General features: G+C 59.3%; 15 protein-coding genes. 13 read left to right on the top strand and 2 right to left on the bottom strand.

All coding sequences use genetic code 11. The annotated features are described in order from the left end of the window. Position 1 precedes the first annotated feature (1 nt). From BLR69_RS21520 to BLR69_RS21460, 13 genes are all read left to right on the top strand, one after another. Positions 2-727 (top strand): SDR family NAD(P)-dependent oxidoreductase, encoded by a 726-nt coding sequence (locus BLR69_RS21520; protein WP_071494723.1) that lies wholly within the window; start codon positions 2-4, stop codon positions 725-727. Further along, a complete protein-coding gene (locus BLR69_RS21515) occupies positions 711-1,802 on the top strand; it encodes a 3-dehydroquinate synthase (RefSeq protein WP_071494722.1) in 1,092 nt (363 codons plus the stop codon). Before BLR69_RS21520 ends, BLR69_RS21515 begins: the two co-directional genes overlap by 17 nt. Next, entirely contained in the window at positions 1,802-2,749 is a 948-nt protein-coding gene (locus BLR69_RS21510; RefSeq protein ID WP_071494721.1) for an NAD-dependent epimerase/dehydratase family protein, read from the top strand. Before BLR69_RS21515 ends, BLR69_RS21510 begins: the two co-directional genes overlap by 1 nt. Next, positions 2,749-3,834, top strand: coding sequence for a hypothetical protein (locus BLR69_RS21505; RefSeq protein WP_134434895.1), 1,086 nt, complete (start codon positions 2,749-2,751; stop codon positions 3,832-3,834). The genes BLR69_RS21510 and BLR69_RS21505 overlap by 1 nt, the downstream gene beginning before the upstream one ends. Positions 3,835-3,855: 21 nt before the next feature. Beyond that, entirely contained in the window at positions 3,856-5,382 is a 1,527-nt protein-coding gene (locus BLR69_RS21500; RefSeq protein WP_071494719.1) for a glycosyltransferase family 2 protein, read from the top strand. Between the two features lie 71 nt (positions 5,383-5,453). Beyond that, complete coding sequence (gene rfbF, locus BLR69_RS21495) at positions 5,454-6,224, top strand: glucose-1-phosphate cytidylyltransferase (RefSeq protein WP_071494718.1); 771 nt, start codon at positions 5,454-5,456, stop codon at positions 6,222-6,224. Then, on the top strand, positions 6,209-7,294 hold the full coding sequence (rfbG, locus tag BLR69_RS21490; protein WP_197681374.1) for a CDP-glucose 4,6-dehydratase: 1,086 nt from the start codon (positions 6,209-6,211) through the stop codon (positions 7,292-7,294). The genes rfbF and rfbG overlap by 16 nt, the downstream gene beginning before the upstream one ends. Before the next feature lie 23 nt (positions 7,295-7,317). Continuing rightward, the gene (gene rfbH / locus BLR69_RS21485) at positions 7,318-8,634 is read left to right on the top strand and encodes a lipopolysaccharide biosynthesis protein RfbH (RefSeq protein WP_071494817.1); all 1,317 of its coding nucleotides are present in this window, start codon (positions 7,318-7,320) and stop codon (positions 8,632-8,634) included. A gap of 11 nt (positions 8,635-8,645) precedes the next feature. Next, entirely contained in the window at positions 8,646-9,449 is an 804-nt protein-coding gene (locus tag BLR69_RS21480; RefSeq protein WP_166794293.1) for an ABC transporter permease, read from the top strand. Between the two features lie 3 nt (positions 9,450-9,452). Further along, positions 9,453-10,199, top strand: coding sequence for an ABC transporter ATP-binding protein (locus BLR69_RS21475; RefSeq protein ID WP_071494715.1), 747 nt, complete (start codon positions 9,453-9,455; stop codon positions 10,197-10,199). Next, the gene (locus BLR69_RS21470; protein ID WP_071494714.1) at positions 10,183-11,967 is read left to right on the top strand and encodes a thiamine pyrophosphate-binding protein; all 1,785 of its coding nucleotides are present in this window, start codon (positions 10,183-10,185) and stop codon (positions 11,965-11,967) included. The genes BLR69_RS21475 and BLR69_RS21470 overlap by 17 nt, the downstream gene beginning before the upstream one ends. 154 nt (positions 11,968-12,121) lie before the next feature. Next, positions 12,122-12,703, top strand: coding sequence for a LemA family protein (locus BLR69_RS21465; protein WP_071494713.1), 582 nt, complete (start codon positions 12,122-12,124; stop codon positions 12,701-12,703). Further along, on the top strand, positions 12,700-13,866 hold the full coding sequence (locus tag BLR69_RS21460) for a hypothetical protein (RefSeq protein WP_071494712.1): 1,167 nt from the start codon (positions 12,700-12,702) through the stop codon (positions 13,864-13,866). Before BLR69_RS21465 ends, BLR69_RS21460 begins: the two co-directional genes overlap by 4 nt. On the opposite strand, the gene pbpC is transcribed toward BLR69_RS21460, so the two are convergent. Together pbpC and BLR69_RS21450 are read right to left on the bottom strand one after the other, a co-directional pair. After that, on the bottom strand, positions 13,867-16,167 hold the full coding sequence (gene pbpC, locus BLR69_RS21455; RefSeq protein ID WP_071494711.1) for a penicillin-binding protein 1C: 2,301 nt from the start codon (positions 16,165-16,167) through the stop codon (positions 13,867-13,869). Continuing rightward, on the bottom strand, positions 16,148-21,952 hold the full coding sequence (locus BLR69_RS21450; protein WP_071494816.1) for an MG2 domain-containing protein: 5,805 nt from the start codon (positions 21,950-21,952) through the stop codon (positions 16,148-16,150). The genes pbpC and BLR69_RS21450 overlap by 20 nt, the downstream gene beginning before the upstream one ends. Positions 21,953-21,999 lie beyond the last annotated feature (47 nt).

Here is a 21,999-nt window from a genome sequence, read left to right as displayed (position 1 = left end):
CGTGGTCGTTGCTACAACAGCACGGCCTCGCATCGCGATCTTTGGTGCTTCCGGCGCCATCGGTGCCGGATTGGTGGCATGGTTTGCGGAGCGCGAGTGGGACGTTATTGCGATCATTCGGCGGGTAGCTGCCGATACGGGTGCGCATGAGCAGGTGACTACCGTTGTGTGGGATCCCCTTGCCAACGAGCCTGTTCCAACCTCACTCCGCCAGCTCGATGCGGTGGTTTGGGCACAAGGTGATAACTGTACCGACAACATTGCCGACTTGGATTACAAGCGCCATATGCGCATGTACGAAGCCAACGTCGGCCATGTGCTGGTTTCAATGAACGCTCTGCTAAGCGCGGGAGCCCTGGTCAGTGGTGGGGCACGCCTGTGCGTCATCAGTTCGATCTGGCAGAACATTGCCCGGCAGAACAAACTTTCCTACTGCATCACAAAGGCTGCCCTGCAGGGGCTGGTCCGCTCGGTGTCCCTTGATCTGGCGGATGAAGGCCACGTGATCAATGCGGTACTGCCTGGCGCGCTCGATACTCCCATGACGCGTGCCAACCTCAGCGCCGAACAGATCGGTCGATTGGAAGCTGCGACGCCAGGTGCCCATTTGGCAGGCATTGCCGATGTGGCTGCGGTGGTAGAGTTCTGCTGCTCGCCTGCCCATCGGTCCATCACCGGCCAATTCCTGACGGTTGACAAGGGGTTTTCTCATGCGCGCATCGTTTAACATCAACAGCTCGACGGGCATGTATCACGTATCGCTGGGTGAGGGATTGGTCCGGGAAGTGGTGGAGGCCCAAGCCCACCGAATCTTTCTGGTGGACAGTCGCCTGATGGCTCAGGTCGCGTTTGTGACCGATCCCATCATCGCAGTCGACGCAACCGAAGAGAACAAGTCCCTGGAGCGGATTGCGCCTGTCATCGAGGCGCTTAAACGTCATGGTGCTACGCGTGATACCGAGATTGTCGCGGTAGGTGGTGGGATCATCCAGGACATCGCGACGTTCGTCGCTTCAATCTATATGCGCGGCTTGCGCTGGCATTATTGCCCGACAACGTTGCTGGGCATGGTTGACTCCTGCATCGGCGGCAAGTCATCGATCAATGTGGGTGCGTTGAAAAACCTGGTGGGTAACTTTCATCCACCTGCCACTATCCTGATTGATCTTGCGTTCGTGCACAGCCTGAGTGCCGAGCAGCAGACCAGTGGCCTGATGGAGTCGGTCAAAATCTGCTACGCACGAGGAGCTGAAGCCTTTGCTGCTTATTTGGACTTGCAGCCAGTGCCGCCGCTCAAATCAGAAACGGCCTTCGCCATCATCGAGCAGAGCCTGACCACCAAGAAGTGGTTTATCGAAATTGACGAGTTCGATCGTGCCGAGCGCCTTCTGCTGAACTTCGGTCACACCTTTGGTCACGCCGTGGAGTCTGCCACCGGCTTCGCAATCCCCCACGGTATTGCGGTGGGTGTGGGCATTCTGATGGCCTATAGGTATGCAAAGGTGGCGCAGATCCTGACCCCTGAGGGTGAGGCCCGCGCCGGGCGCCTGGTCGCTCATGTGCAAGCGCTGTTGCAGCCGATGCGGCACACCCTTGCGTCGCTGGTGGGTGTCAGTGCCGATGAGTTGCTCAAGCATTTCGAGAGTGACAAAAAACATTCCCAGAGCCATTACCGGGTGATTGTTCCCGTCGGCGATGGAGATTTGCAACGGTTGTCGGTCGAGCGTACATCTGTTGTCAAAACGTTGATCAGCGATGCCTTTGCCCAGGGTGCAGACCTTGCCATCAATGGCGGTGCTTGATGGACGGATTTGATCAGGTCGATTTTGTCGTCATCGGGGCTACCGGCTGGTTGGGGCAGGCCACACTTGAATATCTGCTCCTCAAGCTTGCGCCAGCCGACAGGTCTCGGGTACATGCGGTTGCTTCGACCGCGCGGCCCTTGTTACTGCGCGATGGCTCCGTTGTGCAGGTCCAGGCACTCTCATCCCTACCGGCTCTGCGTACGGTCCGGCCTGCGCTGGTGTTCCACTATGCATTCCAGACCAAGGACCGTGTGGGGGCCAATAGCCATGAGGCCTACACGCTCCTCAATCTCAGCATTCGTGAAGCGTTGCTGCAATTTGTGGACGCTAATCCGATCGCTGGCCTGTTTGTGCCTTCCAGTGGCGCCGCTTACGCAGGGATGGATGCAGCCAACCACAGCGATGGTGCGATCTATGGCCGCTGCAAGTTGGACGATGAGCGTGCATTCGAGGCCATCGGCCTGCAACATCGTTTTCCGGTCGTAAGCCCGCGGGTATTCAACGTCAGCGGGCCCTACATCAATAAACACAACCTTTATGCACTGGCGTCGATCATTTCCGCTTGCCTGTCAGGCGAGCCGATCCGTTTGCATGCTACTCATCAGGTGGTTCGCTCCTACTACAGCGTCACTGACTTGATTGAGTTGTGTTGTCGATTGGTGTTCTCCGCTCGTGGTCAAGGCCCTATTTGCCACGTGTTCGATACCGTGGGTACTGAAGTGGTTGAAGTAGGGGAACTCGCGCTGCGGTGTCAGGCGTTGCTTGCTCCGCACGTCGCAATCGAGCGGCCACCGCTGTGCGAAAAGCCGGCAGACCGGTATGTGGGTGATGCTACCGCGATTCGTGAATTCGAACGCGCACTCCAGATAACACCTCTCGGGCTGGATCAGCAGATCAAGCTGACCGCTGACTATATGAGCAGCCTTGCTGCAAGTGACAAGTGATGACTGAAACTCGATCGTTGTTTATGCCCGTTCGGCGTAATCCTTACTACATCGTTACTGCTCGTTATGTACGCACCTCCGCCGGGATCAAGGCACTGCATTTCCTCTGTCACGCACTCAATCGCATGGGCGAACAAGCGTTTCTGATTGTGCATCCGCACTTTCCACCGTACTTGTCGGCGCACCCAACGTTGAATACACCGGTGCTGACCAAGCGCGTCATGGATTTTCATCGCGCGCAGGGGCTGACCCCCATTACCGTGTACCCGGAGAGCATCAAGGGCAACCCGATGCGGGCACCCTTCATTGTTCGGTATGTGTTGAATTACGCCGGCCTGTTGGGCGGTGACGCGCTGTTCCCCGAAGCGGAGTATTGCATCTCCTACAGCGCAGCCATTGCCGCGACGGTGCCGAATTCGAAACAGACTCTTTTCATTCCGGCCTCGGACCCTAACTTTTTCAAACCGCCTGCACCGGGTGCCAAGCGCCAGGGTGGGTGTTTTTATGCCGGCAAGTATAAAAACTACCATGGCGGCAAGACCTTTGCGGTTACCGACGGATTGGTCGAGATTGTCCGGGATCGCGATGATGAGCAGACGCCGGAGCAGATTCGTGACCTGTTCCAACAAAGTGAGCGCTTCTACTGTTACGAAAACTCAGCGTTGGCCATTGAGGCCATGCTGTGTGGTTGCCCGGTAGTGTTCTTGCCCAACGAGCACTTCACCGAGCTGATTGGTAAAGGCGAACACGGAACGGAAGGTTACGTGTGGGGAGATAACGATGCCGCTGGGTTTGAACGCGCGCAAAACACCGTGGGCTTGGCACGCGAGCGCTATTTGAGCCTGTATGGTCTTGCTGAAGACGTGCTGGCGGATTTTGTGGCGCAGACTCAGGTCCTGGCACAGGCGACAGCCTATGACGTCCCTATGTCTGATGCATACGTTGAAAAAATTACTCGTTTCTCCCGCTACTTTGGTGTCATCAAGATGATTTATTTGATGATTCGCGATCGGGGCATTGGTTATACCGCTGGTTTGATCCTTGCACGCGTAAAGACAGGTCGAACCCGACTGAGCGACGCATAACCATCCGATAGGATAAAGAGAATGAAAAAAGTTTTGCCCGGTGGCCCGGCGCTGACTATTTGTATTCCCACGTATAACCGTGGAAAGCGAGTGCATGCGCTGGTACTTTTTCTAAAACAGAATCTCCTTCCTTTAACGGATGATGTAGAAGTTGTTGTCGTGAATAACTGCTCGACAGACGGCACCCGGGAAATGATTGAGCCATTGGTGGGTGGCGCAATCAGGTTGATTAATCGAACAGAATTCCTTGATACCGCCGAGTTGAATATGTTCCATTCCCTCGAACTCTGCAGCGGTGAGTTTGTCTGGTATCACGGGGATGATGACATTCCTACCGTCGAGACCATTCTAAGTCTCATCGCCATGATTCATCAGGATGCGGCGGATCTCTACGTTTTCAACTCTCCCGTGATCGACGATGACGGCGTTGTTATTTGCAGACGCATGGCGCATATGCGGACCGCGCACTTGGACTTGTCCGGGGACTCGCTGATTGAGACCGCCGGTTTCGTATTCATGTTGGCAGGGATCTCCAATGTGATATTCCGGCGCGAGAAGGCCGACGTCGACGTTGCCTGGCAGGCTAACGCGATCCAACCGTTATACGGGCACGTCTGTTGGTTTCTAGCGTGCTTCGCACGGCTTAGAACCCGGATCGTCAACAGACCATTGGTCTATTACCGTAACTCAGACCTGCCGAAACAAGTTGCACACTTCAAAAAGGTCGCTCAGCGTAAAAACGTGGGTGATCAGTATTTCTGGGGGATTGGCGTCGCGTTGCAGCTCAAGTGGCTTGTAGAGCGGGGTGCCATTTCTGCATCGGCACTGCCCAGGATCATTGAGGGTCGCCGTGACGGTACGCGCTTTAAGTTAATGAATAACGTCATTCACACAATCTATACGCAGGTGTCGGAGTCGATTAAATATTCGGACGCGCGATTCTCTGTCGATCAGCAAGTGCTCGCAGACATTCGGGACTTCTTTGTCTCATGCGATCTGTTTGCGTATGACCTGTTTGAACCCATTGAAAAAATGAACGAAATTGCAATGGGGAAACGCTCTAAGAGAGAGCTCAAAGAATTAAGAAAAGACTTTGGGCAGTTGTATTCGTTACACGATATCGATATTTATCGTAACCACTGGCAGGGCGAGCGCAGCGGCTATCAGATTTACCGGATGGCCTGTCACTGGGTCGCCATCAAACCCGAGATCAAGGGTGGGATTGTCAATGCCTTATCTGTTATCGATCTTGAGGAGCAGGTCCCCTTCCTGCTCGTCGACGATGATTTTGACGTGTTGGTTTCTCGAGCCGCCGTCTACGCGAAAAAATACGAGGCCTCTTCCAACACACAAACGACGCGATTGTTAACTGAGTTGGAGCGATTGGGCGAGCAACACATTGGCTTGATGCAGCGTGCGGTTCATGAATATACCCATTCGGTCCACATCTATCGTCAAGCGACGTTGGTCTTTCGCAAAATGTCCCGACTGGTGGCCTATCCCTTTGAAACGTTTGCACGTTTGAGTAGACGTCTACTTAGACGATAATGCGCACGCTAGCGGGTGACGGCGCGACCAGCCCCCGATGAACACTATTTTGGAAAATGCAGGAGCAAACAATGAAGGCAGTGATTTTGGCCGGTGGGCTGGGCAGCCGACTGAGCGAAGAGACAAGCACACGACCGAAACCTATGGTTGAAGTGGGCGGCCGTCCCATCCTCTGGCACATCATGAAGATATATTCCCATTATGGCGTGAATGATTTTGTGATCTGCCTGGGCTACAAGGGCTATGTCATCAAAGAGTACTTTGCCAACTATTTCCTGCACATGTCGGACGTCACCTTCGACATGGCGAACAACAAGATGGAAGTCCATCAGAACAACGCCGAGCCGTGGCGTGTGACCCTGGTCGATACCGGAGCAGATTCACAGACGGGCGGGCGCCTGCGCCGTGTCCGCCAGTATCTGGAGCCGGGCGAGGACTTCTGCTTTACCTATGGTGACGGTGTTGCCGACATCGACATTGGCAAGTTGATCGCCTTCCACAAGGCTCATGGCAAGAAGGCGACGGTCACCGCCACCCAGCCACCTGGCCGTTTCGGTGCGCTGAACATCAACGATCACCATGTAGAAAGTTTCCGCGAGAAACCACACGGTGATGGCTCCTTTATCAACGGCGGTTTCTTCGTGCTCAAGCCGGAAGTCATCGACCTGATCGAGAAAGACGAAACCATCTGGGAGCGTGAACCACTTGAAGCGCTCGCGCGCGATCATCAATTGCTGGCTTTTGAACACGACGGCTTCTGGCAACCGATGGATACCCTGCGCGAGAAGCAGCAGCTGGAGGACTTGTGGGAACGCAAGGTCGCCCCGTGGAAAGTATGGTGATCAGTCGCGAGTTCTGGCAGGGCAAGAAGGTATTCCTGACGGGACATACCGGTTTCAAAGGTGGCTGGCTGGCGGTATGGCTGCAGGAACTGGGCGCCATCGTGACCGGTTTCGCCCTCGAACCGCAGACCAATCCGAGCCTGTTCGACGTCGCGTCGGTGGGCGAGGGCATGACGTCGATCATCGGCGACATTCGTGATGGCGCAGCATTGGCGGCAGCCGTGGCCCAGGCGCAACCGGAAATCGTCCTGCATTTGGCGGCGCAGCCGCTGGTTCGGTATTCCTACGATGCACCGGTCGAAACATTCAGTACCAACGTAATGGGCACTGTGCACCTGCTGGAGGCGGTCCGTGCCTGCCCGAGTGTGCGGGCCTGCGTCGTGGTCAGCTCCGACAAATGCTACGAGAATCGCGAATGGCCTTGGGGCTACCGCGAGAACGAAGCCATGGGCGGCTATGACCCCTACAGTGCCAGCAAGGGTTGCACCGAACTGGTGACATCGTCTTATCGCAACTCGTATTTCAACCCGGCTCGCTACGCTGAGCACGGTGTAGGGCTGGGCAGTGGCCGTGCGGGTAACGTGATTGGCGGTGGTGACTGGGCTGCAGATCGTCTGGTCCCGGATTTGCTGGGGGCATTCGAACGCAAAGAAGTTGCTATCATCCGCAACCCGGGAGCGATTCGCCCTTGGCAGCATGTGTTGGAGCCACTGTCCGGTTACCTGGTGCTGGCCCAGCGTCTGTATGAGGACGGCAAGCAGGTTGCTGAGGGCTGGAACTTCGGCCCCGCAGAGTCCGATGCCCAACCCGTGAGCTGGATTACCGAACGTATGACTCAGTGTTGGTCCGATGGTGCTCAATTCCGTATCGAGGCCAATGCTGCGGCACCTCACGAGGCGAATTACCTCAAGCTGGATTGCTCCAAGGCCCGTGCACGGCTGTCTTGGACACCACGCTGGTCCCTCGCTCGAGCGTTGGATGAGGTCGTGTACTGGCACCGTGAATTCCTGGCCGGTAGCGACATGCGACAAGTGTGTATTGATCAAATTTCGAGCTTTTCTAAAGCTTGACCATAATGAACACGGATTACCTGATGACCACCCAAGACGACCTCAGAAAACAGATTGACGATCTGGCCCAGCAATACTCCAAGACCGCCTTTGCGCGTCGCGAATTCGTACCGGGCGTGACCGCCATTCCACCCGCAGGCAAGGTGATCGACGGTGCCGAAGTGGGCCTGATGATCCAGGCCTCTCTGGATGGTTGGTTGACCACCGGCCGTTTCAATACCGAGTTTGAAAAGCGCCTCAGCAAGTTTCTGGGCGTCAAGCATGTGCTGACCACCAACTCCGGCTCTTCAGCCAACCTGCTGGCGTTCACTGCGCTGACTTCTCCAACCCTGGGCGATCGCGCAATCAAGCCGGGTGACGAAGTGATTGGCGTGGCTGCGGGCTTCCCCACCACCGTCAACCCGATCATCCAGAATGGCGCCGTCCCGGTATTCGTCGACGTTGACCTGGAAACCTACAACATCGACCCGGAGCTGATCGAAGCGGCCATTTCGCCGAAAACCAAAGCGATCATGCTGGCTCACACCCTGGGTAACCCGTACAACCTGCGCAAGATCCGCGAGCTCTGCGACAAGTACAAACTGTGGTTGGTCGAAGACTGCTGCGACGCCCTGGGTTCTACCTATGACGGCAAACTGGTCGGCACCTTTGGCGACATCGGCACCTTGAGTTTCTACCCCGCGCACCACATCACCATGGGTGAGGGCGGTGCGGTCTTCACCAACAAGTCCAAGCTACGCCTGGCGGTCGAATCCATTCGTGACTGGGGTCGCTCGTGCTTCTGCCCACCGGGTGAGGACAACACCTGCAAGAAGCGTTTTTGCTGGCAGCTGGGTGACCTGCCGTATGGTTATGACCACAAATACACCTACTCCCACCTCGGCTATAACCTCAAGATTACCGACATGCAGGCTGCTTGCGCGTTGGCGCAAATGGACAAGCTGCCGTCTTTCATCGAGGCCCGCAAGCACAACTTTGCCTACCTGAAAGAACGACTTGCGAGCTGCGCGGAATTCCTGGTGCTTCCTAAAGCCACTGATGGCGCAGAGCCATCCTGGTTCGGCTTCCCGATCACCTTGAAGGATCACATTCCGTACCAACGTCTGGATCTGCTGACCTACCTGGACGAGCACAAAATTGGTACCCGTTTGCTCTTCGCCGGGAATCTGCTGCGCCAACCGTATATGATTGGCCGCGAATATCGAGTGTCGGGCACCCTCGAAAACACCGACCGGATCATGAGCAAGACATTCTGGGTCGGCGTTTGGCCTGGACTTACCCCTGAAATGCTTGACTACGTCGTTGATCGTATCGAAACGTTCTTCGGTATCAATAAATAATAGGACGCCCCTTGAGTAAGCGCTTTTCTAAACGAGTCAGTGAAGCCTGGAGTGATTTGCGCACCGCTTTGGTTGCGACGGAAACCTGGATTTTCCTAGGGAGCCATGACATCAAGCAGCGGTATCGGCGGTCCGTGTTGGGGCCGCTGTGGATCACCCTCAGCACCGCCGTATTGATCGGTGGCTTGGGGGTGATGTATGCCGGGTTATTCAAACTGGATGTGCATGACTACATCCCCTACCTTGCTGCGGGCATGATTACCTGGAACTTCATGACTCTGGTGGTCACCGAAAGTTGCTTCGTGTTCACAGGGGCGGAGGGCAGTATCAAGGCGGCACGGATACCCTTGTCGTCGTATGTGCTGCGGCTGGTGTGGCGCAATATTCTTGTGTTCCTGCACAACGCGGTGGTGCTGGTCGCGGTGGTGGTGTGGTTCCTGCCGTTCAATTTCATGAACTTGCTGATGGCCCTCGTCGGGCTGGCGGTGATCGGGGTTTTCCTGTTCTGGCTGGCATTACTTGTCGGCTTGCTCAGCGCGCGTTTCCGCGATATCCCGCTGATCGTTTCGAACGTGATGCAGGTGGTGTTTTTCATGACGCCTATCATGTGGAAGGCAGATGTTCTGAATTCCCGGATGTGGATCGCCGAGATAAACCCCTTCTACTACATGCTCGAACTCGTCCGTAATCCGCTGCTGGGCCAACCATTGACATGGTCCCTCTGGGGGAATGTGGGTGGGGTTCTGCTGGCTACCGCGGTGGTATCTTTTCTTTTGTTTGCGCGTTTTCGTACGCGCATTGTTTATTGGTTGTAGTCCATGGCCCACATCATTGCTAAGGACCTGGTGGTCGAATTTCCGATTTACCAGGGCGCGCAGCGGTCGATGCGCAAAACGTTCCTCAAGGCGGCGACAGGCGGCAAGCTGGCTGGCAACGACTCTCGGGTTACGGTACGTGCGGTTGACGGTGCCACGTTCTCGATCAACGACGGTGAGCGAATTGGTTTGCTGGGTCACAATGGCTCGGGCAAGACCACACTGCTCCGCGCCTTGAGCGGTGTGTTCGAGCCGGCCAGTGGCACGCTAGACATAGAGGGCACGATCACGTCGCTGCTGGATATCTCCCAAGGGTTTGACCTCGATTCCACGGGTGTCGAGAACATCACGCTGCGCGCGATAACCATGGGGCATTCGCCCAAGCGGATCAAACCCTACATCGATGAAATCTGCGATTTCTCCGGGTTGGGCGATTACCTGAAGCTGCCTGTTCGCACCTACTCCAGCGGGATGATGATGCGGCTGGCGTTTGCTATCTCAACCTGCGCCGAATCCGACATCCTGTTGATGGACGAATGGCTGAGTGTTGGCGACGACGACTTCAAGGAACGCGCCACAGAGCGGCTTACCCATCTGTTCAACCGTGCAGCGATCGTCGTGATTGCCTCGCATGACAAGACGATGCTTGCGCGCACCTGTACGCGGATTTTGCACGTGGAACACGGAAAGGTCATTCGTGACGAAACCGCCAAAGAGTTCTCTGGGAGTGATCATGCAGAAAAAGTATAGCGATTGGATTAGCACCTGGTTGGCAGAAGCGGGCTACACACACTGCTTCTTCGTGGCGGGCGGCAACATCATGCACCTGCTGGAAAGCCTCAGCCACAACCTCACCTGCGTCCCTGTGGTGCATGAGGTGGCGGCAGGTATCGCGGCGGAATACTTCAACGCCACCAATAGCCAAGGGCACAAAGCCTTGGCGCTGGTCACCGCAGGTCCGGGCCTGACCAACATCGTCACGGCGTTGTCCGGCGCCTTCCTTGAGAGCCGTGAACTACTGGTCATCGGTGGGCAGGTCAAGACCGCCGACTTGAGCCATGGCCAATTGCGCCAGCGCGGTATCCAGGAAATCGACGGCATTGCTATCGCTCGCCCGATCACGGTTGCAGCCGAGCGCCTGGACACCCAGCTCTCCCGCGAAGCCTTCCTGGCCCTCTGCGCAGCGACCGAACGTGGCCGTCCTGGGCCTGTCTTTATCGAGCTGCCGCTGGATGTGCAAGGCCGCTTGATGAGCGCCGAAGAGCTGCCGACCACGCCAGCGGCGGCCATTACTGGCAAGCCGCTGCCGTTGCCGACGGGTGTACGCACTGCCGAAACTTCGCTTGATGAAGTCTTGGCCCTGCTGCGAGGCGCTCAGCGCCCGGCGGTGTTGATTGGCGGTGGCGTCAGCCTTGAAGCGGCTGCAGCGTTGGCCGCCGTGGCCGAGCAACACTCCCTGCCGTTGTTCACTACTTGGAATGGCCTGGACCGTATCGCTGCCGACCATCCATGCTATTTCGGTCGACCGAATACCTGGGGCCAGCGCTATGCCAACTTGCTGCTTCAGCAGGCCGACGTGGTCCTTGCGCTGGGTACGCGACTGGGTCTGCAGCAGACGGGTTTCAACTGGCAAGAGTTCGGGCGTGGCGGCAAGGTCGTGCAGGTGGACTGCGATGTGGCCGAGCTGACCAAGGGGCATCCTCGTGTCGATGTGCCAATCTGTGCCGACGTCAACCCATGGCTCAAGAGCCTGGCTTCCAAACTCGATGGCCAGTGGAGCGAGTGGCACGGTTACTGCCGCGAAGTTCAGGCGGCGTTGCCACTGATCGAAGAAAACGTCACTCACGAAGGGTATCAGTCACCCTTCAAGCTGGTGGAGCATCTGTCCACCTTGCTCAAATCGGACGATGTAGTCGTACCTTGCAGCAGCGGCGGTGCATTCACGGTCATGATGCAGGTGTTTGCGCAAAAAGCCGGTCAGCGCGTGGTGACCAACAAGGGCCTGGCCTCAATGGGCTATGGCTTGAGTGGTGCCATAGGCGCGGCATTTGCCAACCCCGATCAACGTGTGGTGCTGGTTGAGGGCGACGGCGGCTTCGCTCAGAACCTCCAGGAGATCGGTACGGTTGGTGTCAATCGTCTGAACGTCAAGATCTTCATCTTCGACGACTCGGGTTATGCGTCTATTCGCTCTACCCAGCGCAGCTACTTCGGTGGCCGTTACGTCGGCTGTGACATCGAGACGGGTCTGGGGTTGCCAAACTGGGCTGCTCTGTTCAAGGCCTATGGGATTCCAGTCGTGCATGTGGAGCCTGGCTTCGAGCGTTCGCAGGATTTCAGCGCCCAACTCGATGGCGAAGGTCCTGCGGCCTTCATTGTGAAGGTCGACCCTGAGCAGACCTATTTCCCGAAAATCACCAGCCGGGTTACTCCGACGGGGATGGCGTCCAATCCGCTGCACCAGATGTCGCCTGATCTGGATGAAACGTTGGCAACACAGGTTGCGCGTTTTCTGTAATGAGCCGTTGAACGGGCGGCCTTGAGGCCGCCCGATTCTCAAACACTTGCCGTGAGCCCGCGTCGCGTTCTCCCAGAACAGTGATCTCGATACATTCCCCCCTTTACCCCTAGAATGCCTCCTGTGGATAACTCATTCAGGGACGCCTTCTACCATGAACATCGAACTGCTTATCGCCGGTATCGTCGTGCTGATCATTGTCGTCGGCCTGGTCGGCTGGATGGTGGGGGTCTACAACGGCCTGGTGATGCGGCGCAATGATGTGGACAAAGCCTTTGCCAACATCGACGTGCTGCTCAAGCAACGGGCCGATCAGATCCCGGACCTGATGCGCGTGGTGCAAACCGCCATGAACCATGAGCACGCGCTGTTCACGCGCCTGAGCGATGCCCGCCAGCAGTACCTCAACGCCGGTAGCCTCAACGATAAGGTCGACGCCTCCAACCAGTTGAATGCAGCGCTCAAGTCGGTGATTGCGGTGGCAGAGGGTTACCCCACGCTCATCTCCGGCCCCAACATGGTCGAGTTGCAGCACGCAATCTCTGCGGTCGAGGAGCGTATTGCCGACCGTCGCGAGTTCTTCAACGAATCGGTGAACCTCTACAACATTGCCATCGCGGTGTTCCCCGACCTGTTCTTCGCGCGGATGCTCAGCTATCAGCGCATCCCACTACTGGCCATCAGTGCTGAAGAAACGCGTTACGAAGGCGTGAAGCTTGAGGTGCCGGGGGTATGAAAACCACTCAGGCAGGTGAGGAGAAAAACAAATCGCGGTGGAAAACCGTGCTGGCGCTGCTGTTTTTGGCGGGCTTCGCGTTCTTGCTGGTCTACGCGCCGATGAGCGTGGTGGCGATGTTTTTCCCGGTGCTCGTCCTGGTCTGCCTGCTGGCCAGCTTTGGCCCCAACTTTTACAAGACCGAACAACGGCTGGCCACCAGTCAGATACGTTCACTGGCCATGGGCCTGGTGGAAATCCGCGGCAAGGTGCTAGTGGATACACCGCTGTTGTCGCCGGTGCATGGCAAGCCTTGCGCGGGCTATGTGTGGATCATTGAAGAGGGCGAGAAGGACGACGACGGGCGCTGGAGTTGGAGCCGGGCCAAGAGCGAGGCGCGTTGCAATGACTTCCGCCTGCAGGACTCCACCGGGGAAATCAGCGTGGTCGCCGAGGGTATCGACCTGTTTGGTAATAAATCACCTGACGACTACGAGCCCATCGGCAGCTCCCGCCGCCAGGGCGAGATCCTGTTGAGCCAAGACCTGGATGTGATGCTGATTGGCGATGCTGGCGAGCGCGATGGCCGCACGGTGATTGCCCAGGGCAGGCAGCCCAAGTCGGTGTTCGGCGTAGCGCTGACAGCAGATGTGGAAAACCGCCGCGTGCTGGCGCCGCTGTGGCGTGTCGGCAGCTTCTACGCTGCAGTGGTGGCGATGTTGGCCGTGGGTGTAATGGCCATGACCCCCGCGCATTTCGCCCAACTGCATCTGCCGGGCCCCGACACTTATCAACAGATGGAATCACTCGGCCCTGTGTATAAGCTGCTGGCCTGGCTGTACCGTGAGGGTGGCTTCCCGATTCCGTTCATGGCGGCCTTCGGCTTCATGCTGACGCTCTTTATAGTGTTGATATGGGCTCGATTGCTGCTGCCCAAGGGCATGCGCCTGGCGGTAGGCCGCGTGCTTGGCGCGTGGATGGGGCTGGGCATGGTGATCGGCGGCGTGGTGACCCTGTTGCTGTTTGTCGCCCATGTGGATGCCTTGAAACAGTTCCTGGTGTGGATGCTGATCTTGCTCGGCACTCTGGTGTTCTCACTGTTCGAGCAGCGAAAAATGGGCGTGGCGTACAAGCATTTCGCCAAACGTGTGAGCAAGAGCAGTTTCGGCGACGAAGACGCCTGATCACGGCACAAATTCCACTTTCAACCCCCGGCTCGCACTGCGTCCCTGATCATCACTGACCCGCAACCGATACTCCCCCGACTTGCCCGGCCGCCAGTTCAGTGTGGCTTGCGGCGAACCCTGGCCGATCAAGGTTTGATCAGCAAACCAATACAGCGTTGCCGCGTCGCTGGCCGCGTTGGCATTCAGCGGGATACTTTCCTGGGGTTGAGACAAGCGCAACTGGTAGCTCACCTGGGTCAGCGGCGAACGGATCTGCGGCGCTTCGCTTTGGTCACTCAAGCGGTTGGGCTGGCAGTTTTTCAGCACGTTGGGTGGCCTGCGCCTAGGCAGGCCGGCGGCGCGGTACAGGCGTTGCACGTCGCTGGGCCAGAATTCGAAGACTTCTTCGCGGGTGTACTGCGGCTCGAACGGCGGGCAGGCGGCCTTGCCGGTGCGGGTGTCGATCAGCACCGGGCGGTGCAGGTTGGACACGCGAATCGGCGAGACGCCGGGGATGTACCAGGTCTTGCGGGTTTGCGGGCACCAGCGGTTGGGCAATTCGCCGGACGCGGCGCAGACGTTGATGCGTACCAGCCCGGCGGGCGGTTTGTCAGGCTTGATGACGGTGGTGGGCAAGGCCAGGGGCAGGGCGTCGGCGATGCGGAAGAACAGTGGTGCAGCGGTCTTGGCGCCGATAAACGCCGGGTTCGGGCGGCCATCGAAGTTACCCACCCACACCACCAGCACGTAAGGGCCGACCAGCCCCGCGCTCCAGGCATCGTGAAAGCCCCAGGAGGTGCCGGTTTTCCAGGCAGTGCGCCAATGGCGGCCGGGCAGGCCATCCGGGCGTGGATTACGGCGCAGCATGTCGCGCACCATGAAGGCGGCCTGGGGCGTGAGCAACGGCGCACCGGTGGATTGCGGTTGTTCCTGCAAATAGCGCAACGGCCGCAGGTGCCCGTCACCGGCCAGCATCACATACAGCCGCGCCAGTTCTTCCGGGGTCATCTCGCCGCCACCAAGGGCCAGGGCCAGGCCGTAGTGGCTCTCGTCGCGCAGGCCCTTGATGCCGGCGCGTTGCAGCAGTCCATACAAGGAGGGCGATTTGACCTGGCTGGCGAGCCACACCGCCGGAATGTTGCGACTACGGATCAACGCATCTCGCGCTGTCAGTGGGCCGACAAAACTGCCGTCGAAATTTTCCGGTTGGAAGTAGCCGAAGTTACTGGGCAAGTCTTTAAGGATGCTCATGGGGTGGATGACCCCCTGATCCAGCGCCAACCCGTATAGAAACGGTTTGAGCGTCGACCCCGGTGAGCGTCGCGACAGCACGCCATTGACCTGACCGTGCAGGCTTGTGGATAAGTAATCCGCCGAACCTACCAGCGCCTTGACGCTCTGGTCGCGGCTGTCGATCAGGATGGCCGTGGCGTTTTCCACCCCCGTGCTGCGCCGCTCGGCGATAAATCCGGTGATCAGGCGTTCGAGCAATTGCTGCAACGGCAGGTTGAGAGTGCTGTTCAGCTCATTGCCGGTTTGGGAGGCCAGCAGGTGTTCACTCAAGTGCGGGGCGAGGAACGGGATCTGCTGGCGGTTGCGCGCCTCCAGGGGCAAATCGAGCAAACTGTCGTTACGCGGGTCCCGTGGATAAGTCTCGCGCCAGTCCGCCATCAAGCGCAGCCGCGCATGTTGCAGTGACGGCCCGAAGCGCGCCCGACGCCCCGGCTGCTGCGGAATCACCGCCAGCGCCAGCGCTTCGGACAACGACAACTGCGCCGCCGACTTGCCGAAGTAGATGCGGCTCGCCGCCTCGGCCCCTTCGATATTGCCGCCCATGGGCGCCAGGTTCAGGTAGGCCTCAAGGATGTCGTGCTTGCTGTAGCGCGCCTCCAGCCACAGCGCCAGCGCCATCTGCTGCAACTTGCCCGGCACCTGGCGGGTGTTCAGGTCCCACAGGCGTCGGGCCAGTTGCATGCTCAAGGTCGAGCCGCCCTGGCGCTGACCACCGCTGTAGGTGGCCAGGGCCGCCCGCAGCAACGCCGGGGGATTGATCCCCGGGTGCCAGTAGAAATTGCGATCTTCCTTGAGCAGCAAGGCTTCGACCAGTGACGGCGATATCCGCTCCAGGGGTAGCCACAGGCGGTATTGACCGTCATCCGCCAGCGTCATGCGCAACAGCGAACCGTCGTCGGCCAACACCACTCGCGATGAGGTGACAGCCTGTTCCAGCGGGGCATGGGGCCAAAGCCGCAGGCCCGCCAGCACCACCGCCGCTACAAGCAGCGGCGGCGCCAGGCGCTTAAGGCTTGGTAATTTCAAGCTGGCCTACTTTGCCGCGCCCTTGCAGGGTGGTTTCGTACATGCCTTCGGCGTAGGCCGGTGGCGTGTTGAAGGTGCCGGCGTTGGTGGCGCGCACGCGGTAGACGAAGGTGCCGACATCACGCAGCGCAGTGCCGTACAACACCACGCGATCATCACGCACATCCACATACTCCGGCTGCCAGTTGCTCAGCTCGGTTTCACCGATGGGCGCTTGCCAGCTTTGTTCTTCCTGGCTGTCTGCTTCCACGTACTCGGATTCTTCACCCTCACTTTCCTCCGTGCTGGCGGCTTCTGGCTCCGGCGGCAAGTTATACACAGGCTCGACACCGCCGGGCAGCAGGTCGACCACGGCCACTTGTTGCACCTGATCACGGTCGGTAGCGCGCAGGCGCAGGCGTACCAGGAACTCATCACCCACCGCGACTTTGCTCACCGGTTCGCCCTTGAGGTCGAGGTATTCGTGGATGATTTCCAGGCCATTGTTGATCGGCTTGAGCTTGGCGCCCTTGTCGAAACCGGCTTCGCTGAGCATGTAGAACGCCGCTGGACCGTCGGATTTTTCCATCACCAGCTTTTGCGTGGCGCCCGGCACGGCGGCGCGCGGTGGCTGACCGGCCATCTCCAGCAATTGCTGTTGCTTGTCACCCAGCCAGGCGGTGGCCTTGAGGGTCATGTCGCTTTGCGCACGCTGGCCGTAGTTGTCCAGGGCACGTAGCAGCAGGGCCGCAGACAGTGAGTTGTAACGCTGCTCGTTGAGGCGCTTGCCGAGTTTATCCAGCAGCGCTGCAGGCACATCGTCCATCAACTCAGTGAAATGTCGCGCCAACAGGTGCAGGTGTTCGGCGTCGTGCACCAGCGGGTCGTAATACAGGCCGTCGCTGTCCCACTTATCCACAAGCGAGCGCCATGGGATTTTACGGAACAGCGTGTCAGCCTGACGATCCTGCTTGAGTAGCTTGTAGCTGGCTGCCAGGTAAGCGGCGCCGAGGTCGTTCTGCCAGCTGTCCTTGAAGTAGCTTTCGTAGCGCTCGCGGATATCGCTCAATGCACCACTCACCAGAATCCCCTGACGGCTCAGCAGGTAACTGGCGTAGGCGCGGTTGCGTAATTCCGACAGGCCTTCGCTAGGACCGTTGGCTAGGTCGGTCAGATACGCGTTCGAGCGCACCAGCAGGTCTTCCGGCACTGGCAGCCCGCGCTCCTTGGCTTCGATCAGGAAGTCGGTGGCGTAGAGGCTAGCGTACGGCGCCACATCCGGGTTGGCCGCCCACAAGCCAAAGCCACCGGCCTGGTTCTGACGCTGGCGCAGCATGCGTACCGCACTGCCGAAAGCGTGCTCGGCTTCAGGTGCATTGCCGCCCCAGATCAACGCCGGCATGGCCTTGGACACCAGTTGCTCGGTGCAGGCGTAGCCGTAGTCGTCCAGGTAATGCTTGAGGCCGTTGGCCCATACCAGCGGCGAGGCAGCCACACCCAGTTGCACATCGCGCAGTTGGCTGAACAGTTCGCGGGTCGGTTTCAGCTCTTTGCTGGCGCTGTCGAAGCGGCCCAGGCTCAGGGCGACGCGATGTTCGCTCAGTGGACGGATCGAGGTGGTTTCGGCGACCTGAATGCGCTTGCCATCCGGCAACACCGCGACAAAGCGCAAATCCGCCGAGCCGAGGGTGTCGCCGACCTTGATCTTGAACTCGGCCGTGCCTTCCTTGCGCGGTTGCAGGGACAGCGTGCTGCCCTTGTCACCCTGCACCACCAGACCGTTGCTGGTCTGCACTTCAAACTTAACGTCCGTCGCCGCATCGAGGTTGCTGAACACCCCGGCGCTGACGTTGAACACATCCCCCGGTGCCACAAAGGCCGGCACGTTCGCCGTGATCACGATGGGCCCGCGCACGTCGGTACTGGCTTCGCTCACACCCACGCTGTCGCTGTCCACGGCCACGGCGAACAGGTGCAGCTTGCCGTTGAAGCTGTCCGGCACCTGGTAGTGCAGCACGGTTTCACCGGCTGGCAGGTCGACCAACCCGGACCACCAGGCCACTGGCGGCTGATGTTTACGCTTGAACGGGTTGAGGTGACTGGCCAGCGCACCTTCCGTATCACCACCCGGCGCCGCCCCACTGAGCAAACGGCTGAATTCCGGCAGGATCAGGTCAAGGATCTGACTGGTGCCGACTTCCAACGCACGCTTCTGGAAGAAGAAGCCCAGCGGGTCCGGTGTCTGGTAGCGCGCCACTTGCAGGATGCCTTCATCGACGGCGTACACCACGGCACGGCCCGGGCGGTCGGCGTTGACCTTGATATCCAGCGTCTGCCCCGGTTCGATCTTCGCCGGGCCTTCCACCTTCAAGGCCATGCGCCGCGCATCCAGGTTGATGCTGAACGGTACCACGCCATAGGACAGCGGGCTCATGTACACCTCGGCCGAGCCCATGTCGCGCACAAACTGCACGTTGACGTAGGCATTGCCCTCAAGCCCTGCGGGAACACGGATATGTTGCACGCTGTTGGTGCTGTCGGCCTTGAACCACTGCTGGGTGTAGACCTTGTCGCGCTCGATGGTGATCAAGCCGGCACCGGTGTACGGGGCACGGATACTGATGGCGATCTCATCACCGGTGGCGTAGCTGCGTTTATCCAGGCGCAGTTGCAGTTCGGCGTTGCGTTCCAGGGAGCGCGAGGTGTTGCCACGCCCGGCCACGCTGTAGTCGATCTGGTTCAGCAGGTTGCCGTTGGCGTCCTTGAGTTGCAGGGTAAAGTCGCCCGGCGCTGAGGTGTTCAGGGTCTGTTTGGCGCCTTCTTTCGTCATCACCAACGGTGACGCGGGCTGGCTGATGTTCTTGATGCGTGACTCGTACTTGTAGGTGCCGTTGGACTGTTTCACCAGCACCGACACATAACGGTGCTCGACCACTTCGCTGGTCAGGCCGTCCACCGCCAGCGGTGTCAGGTCTGGCGCGACAGCCAGCCATTGCACTTGTCGCGGTGCGTCCTTGGCGACGTACGACAGCGAGTCCTGACTTTTCACACCCACCAGGTAGGGCGCGGACGACACCAGCAAGGCACTTTGCGCCGCCACATTGCGACCGCCTTCGGCCTCGAACACCTGGGTCATCACCTGTAAACGATAGGTGCTGTTGGCGAAGCGCTGCAGGTTGAGGTCGAGCACGGCCTGGCCGTTGTCGTCGACGTTGGTTTCGGCCAGGTCTTCGGTCGTGGCGTCTTCCAGCGAGTCGTTAAGGCGGAAACGGTAGTCCGGGTAGCGATCAAACGCTGCGAGCGTCGGGCTCAGGGACATCTTCGCGGTAACACGACGGCCGGCTGCTGGCGCGCCAAACAGGTGCATGGCGGTGACCTTGGCCACCACTTGGTCCGGTGGAATCCAGCCTTGCACCGGCGTGTCATGCAGGCTCAGGCTGACCTTCATGCGGTCCGGCTCGAAGTCGCGGACCTTGAAGCTCACGCTGCCCAGGTCGGTGCGGGTCTGTTTCTGGCCGATCAACTGCAAGGTCGCGGTGTACTCCCCGGCGGGGGCGACTTCGCTGCTGGGGAAATCAAAGGTTTCAAAGCCACTGGCGGATAGCTTCAGCGGCTGGCGAATCACCTCCAGCCCACGCGGGTCGGTGATTTGCAGCTCCACCGGCAGGCCTTGCAGCATGCCCTTCCAGTTGCCGCTGCGCACGATCATGCCCAGGTGCGCGGTTTCGCCGGGCCGGTACAGGCCACGGTCGGTAAACAGGTAGGCGCTGAGGCGATCAATCGCACCGTCTTCTTCCAGGCCGCCGACGTCGAAACGCGACAAGTCCAACTGCTGAGACTGGCGGGCGATCGGCAGGAACGACTGGTCATTGCCGCGCGTGACCACATACATCAGCGGCGTTTTCTCACGACGCAGTTCATCCAGCTTGGCGAAGTGCGCGTGGCCTTCGGCGTCGGTGCGGCCACTGCTTACCGGCAAACCGTTGCGACCGATGATGTCCACTTGTGCGTCGGACACCGGCGAACCATTGCCGATCGACTGCACGTACACGTCATGGCTGCCATCGCTGGAGCGCTTGGCGATGATGCCCAGGTCCGTCACCACGATGAAACGCAGGTCGCTGGTGCTGCTGCGGTCGTACTCGAACGTGCGCGTGGCCGGGTCGTCCTGCGGGCTGAGCTTGAGCACGAAAATGCCGCGCCGACCGCCGTTGGCCGTGAGGTAGTGGCTGAGGTCGACATTGTCGTAGACGGTTTTCGCCGGGTCATTGGATGACAGCGGGATATCCAACGCCTGACGCTCGACCATGCGATCAAAATATTCGTTGCCGAAGTTCGGCCGGGCAAAGCTGCCGCTGCTCTGGTCCACCAGGTGTTGCAATTGGTTGGGCAGCAGGCGGGCGATTTCCACATGGGCGCCGGGCACGCCACGGGCCATGAAACCCAGGCGTTTTTCGCCGTTGAGGCTGAGCAAGGCGCCGTCGGACAAGAACTGCAAGGTACGCGGATACGCCGGCATGCTGATCAGCGACGCCGTAGGACTTTTTGCCAGATAGCCGCCGATGGCTTCCAGATTGGCAGGAACGCGCACATACACCGCGCGACCGGCCGGGGCCTTGAACTTGAAGGCGTGCAGGGTGTTCAGCGGTTCGACGCTGGGCACGTGGGTCAGGTTGACCTTGGTGCTGCGGGCGAGCAGGGCGTCATCGATGTCGTTGCTGCTGTAGGGGCGCGTGTCGTCCTGGGCTTTTTCCGGCAGGAGCCAGGCCTGCACCTTACCGGCGATGGTCTCATCGGCCACGGCGCTGGAACTGCTGAACATCAGCACCGGCTCCGGCTCGCCACGTTGGTTGTCGACAAAACTCACTTCGGCGCCGGTAAAGGTCAGGCGATAGCGACCGGGCACGGTGACTTCCGCCACCAGCGGAGCGGTGCTGGCGTTGCCGCCGTCGCGGGCCTTGATGCCTTCGTCGAGCTTGGCGTTGACCGGCGTGCTTTCCAGCGGTGTGGCCAGGGCGGCGGAGCGTACGTAGGCGTTGAGTTTCTTCTCGTCGAAGGTGATTTCCGGGCGGTTGGGCAACTGGGCGTCGCGGTAGGCCAGGCCTTTGCCGAGGGTCACGCTCACCCGCTTGCGTAGGCTGTCCTCATCCACAGGGTGGGAAAAGCGGAAGGTCGCCACCAGCTGTTTCAGTGTTGGGTTGGACGGGTCCTGGTACAGCTCGTTTTGCGCCAGGGTGGCGCGGAATGGTTGGGTGGAGAACTGCGTGCTGTACTGGTCCAGCAACACGCCATCGGCCAGCAGGTTTTTCTTCGCCAAGTCGAGGGTGTAGTGGGCATCGATGGGCCAGTCTTTTTCCGGTACGAACAACAGGCTGCGGTCGTCCGCCCAGCGCCAGGTGCCCGCCACCGCCGGTTTGAGGGTGATGCCCTCGGTGACCGGCTTGCCGATGGCCGCCAGCGGGGCCACGGATTCGCCGAAACGCACCTGCAAGTTATCCACAACCGGCGTGGGCTGGGTGTAGTCGGTGAGGTTCGGTTTGTGCAGCGAATAGCTCGCGGTATGCGGTTGCGGCAGGTTGGAATACCAGTGCCAGCCGTAGAAACCAGCGGCCGCCAGCAACGCCAGGCCTACTACGCCGGCACCGGTTTGACGTGGATAAGCGCGGGCTTGCCTGCCCAGGTTAGCCAGCCCACGGCCGATGGCGCGCAGCCAATGGGGCGGATGCCACTGGCCAAAGACGGCCCCCACCACAGTCAATAACGCACCGACAATACGGCGGCTGATCGCTTTGAACGAATCGAACATGGTGAGCATCCCTGGCTAAGTGCGGCGTATCTTACACGCGTCTTTGA

The sequence above is a fragment of the Pseudomonas azotoformans genome (genome assembly GCF_900103345.1).
GTDB lineage: Bacteria > Pseudomonadota > Gammaproteobacteria > Pseudomonadales > Pseudomonadaceae > Aquipseudomonas > Aquipseudomonas azotoformans.
This window is presented reverse-complemented; position numbering and strand designations above follow the sequence as displayed.

Bases quoted from the DNA above. Each gene is read 5' to 3' on its own strand.
- BLR69_RS21515 (WP_071494722.1), top strand. From the start codon at position 711: ATGCGCGCATCGTTTAACATCAACAGCTCGACGGGCATGTATCACGTA.
- BLR69_RS21510 (WP_071494721.1), top strand. From the start codon at position 1,802: ATGGACGGATTTGATCAGGTCGATTTTGTCGTCATCGGGGCTACCGGC.
- BLR69_RS21505 (WP_134434895.1), top strand. From the start codon at position 2,749: ATGACTGAAACTCGATCGTTGTTTATGCCCGTTCGGCGTAATCCTTAC.
- BLR69_RS21500 (WP_071494719.1), top strand. From the start codon at position 3,856: ATGAAAAAAGTTTTGCCCGGTGGCCCGGCGCTGACTATTTGTATTCCC.
- rfbF (WP_071494718.1), top strand. From the start codon at position 5,454: ATGAAGGCAGTGATTTTGGCCGGTGGGCTGGGCAGCCGACTGAGCGAA.
- rfbH (WP_071494817.1), top strand. From the start codon at position 7,318: ATGACCACCCAAGACGACCTCAGAAAACAGATTGACGATCTGGCCCAG.
- BLR69_RS21475 (WP_071494715.1), top strand. From the start codon at position 9,453: ATGGCCCACATCATTGCTAAGGACCTGGTGGTCGAATTTCCGATTTAC.
- BLR69_RS21470 (WP_071494714.1), top strand. From the start codon at position 10,183: ATGCAGAAAAAGTATAGCGATTGGATTAGCACCTGGTTGGCAGAAGCG.
- BLR69_RS21465 (WP_071494713.1), top strand. From the start codon at position 12,122: ATGAACATCGAACTGCTTATCGCCGGTATCGTCGTGCTGATCATTGTC.
- BLR69_RS21460 (WP_071494712.1), top strand. From the start codon at position 12,700: ATGAAAACCACTCAGGCAGGTGAGGAGAAAAACAAATCGCGGTGGAAA.
- BLR69_RS21450 (WP_071494816.1), bottom strand. From the start codon at position 21,952: ATGTTCGATTCGTTCAAAGCGATCAGCCGCCGTATTGTCGGTGCGTTA.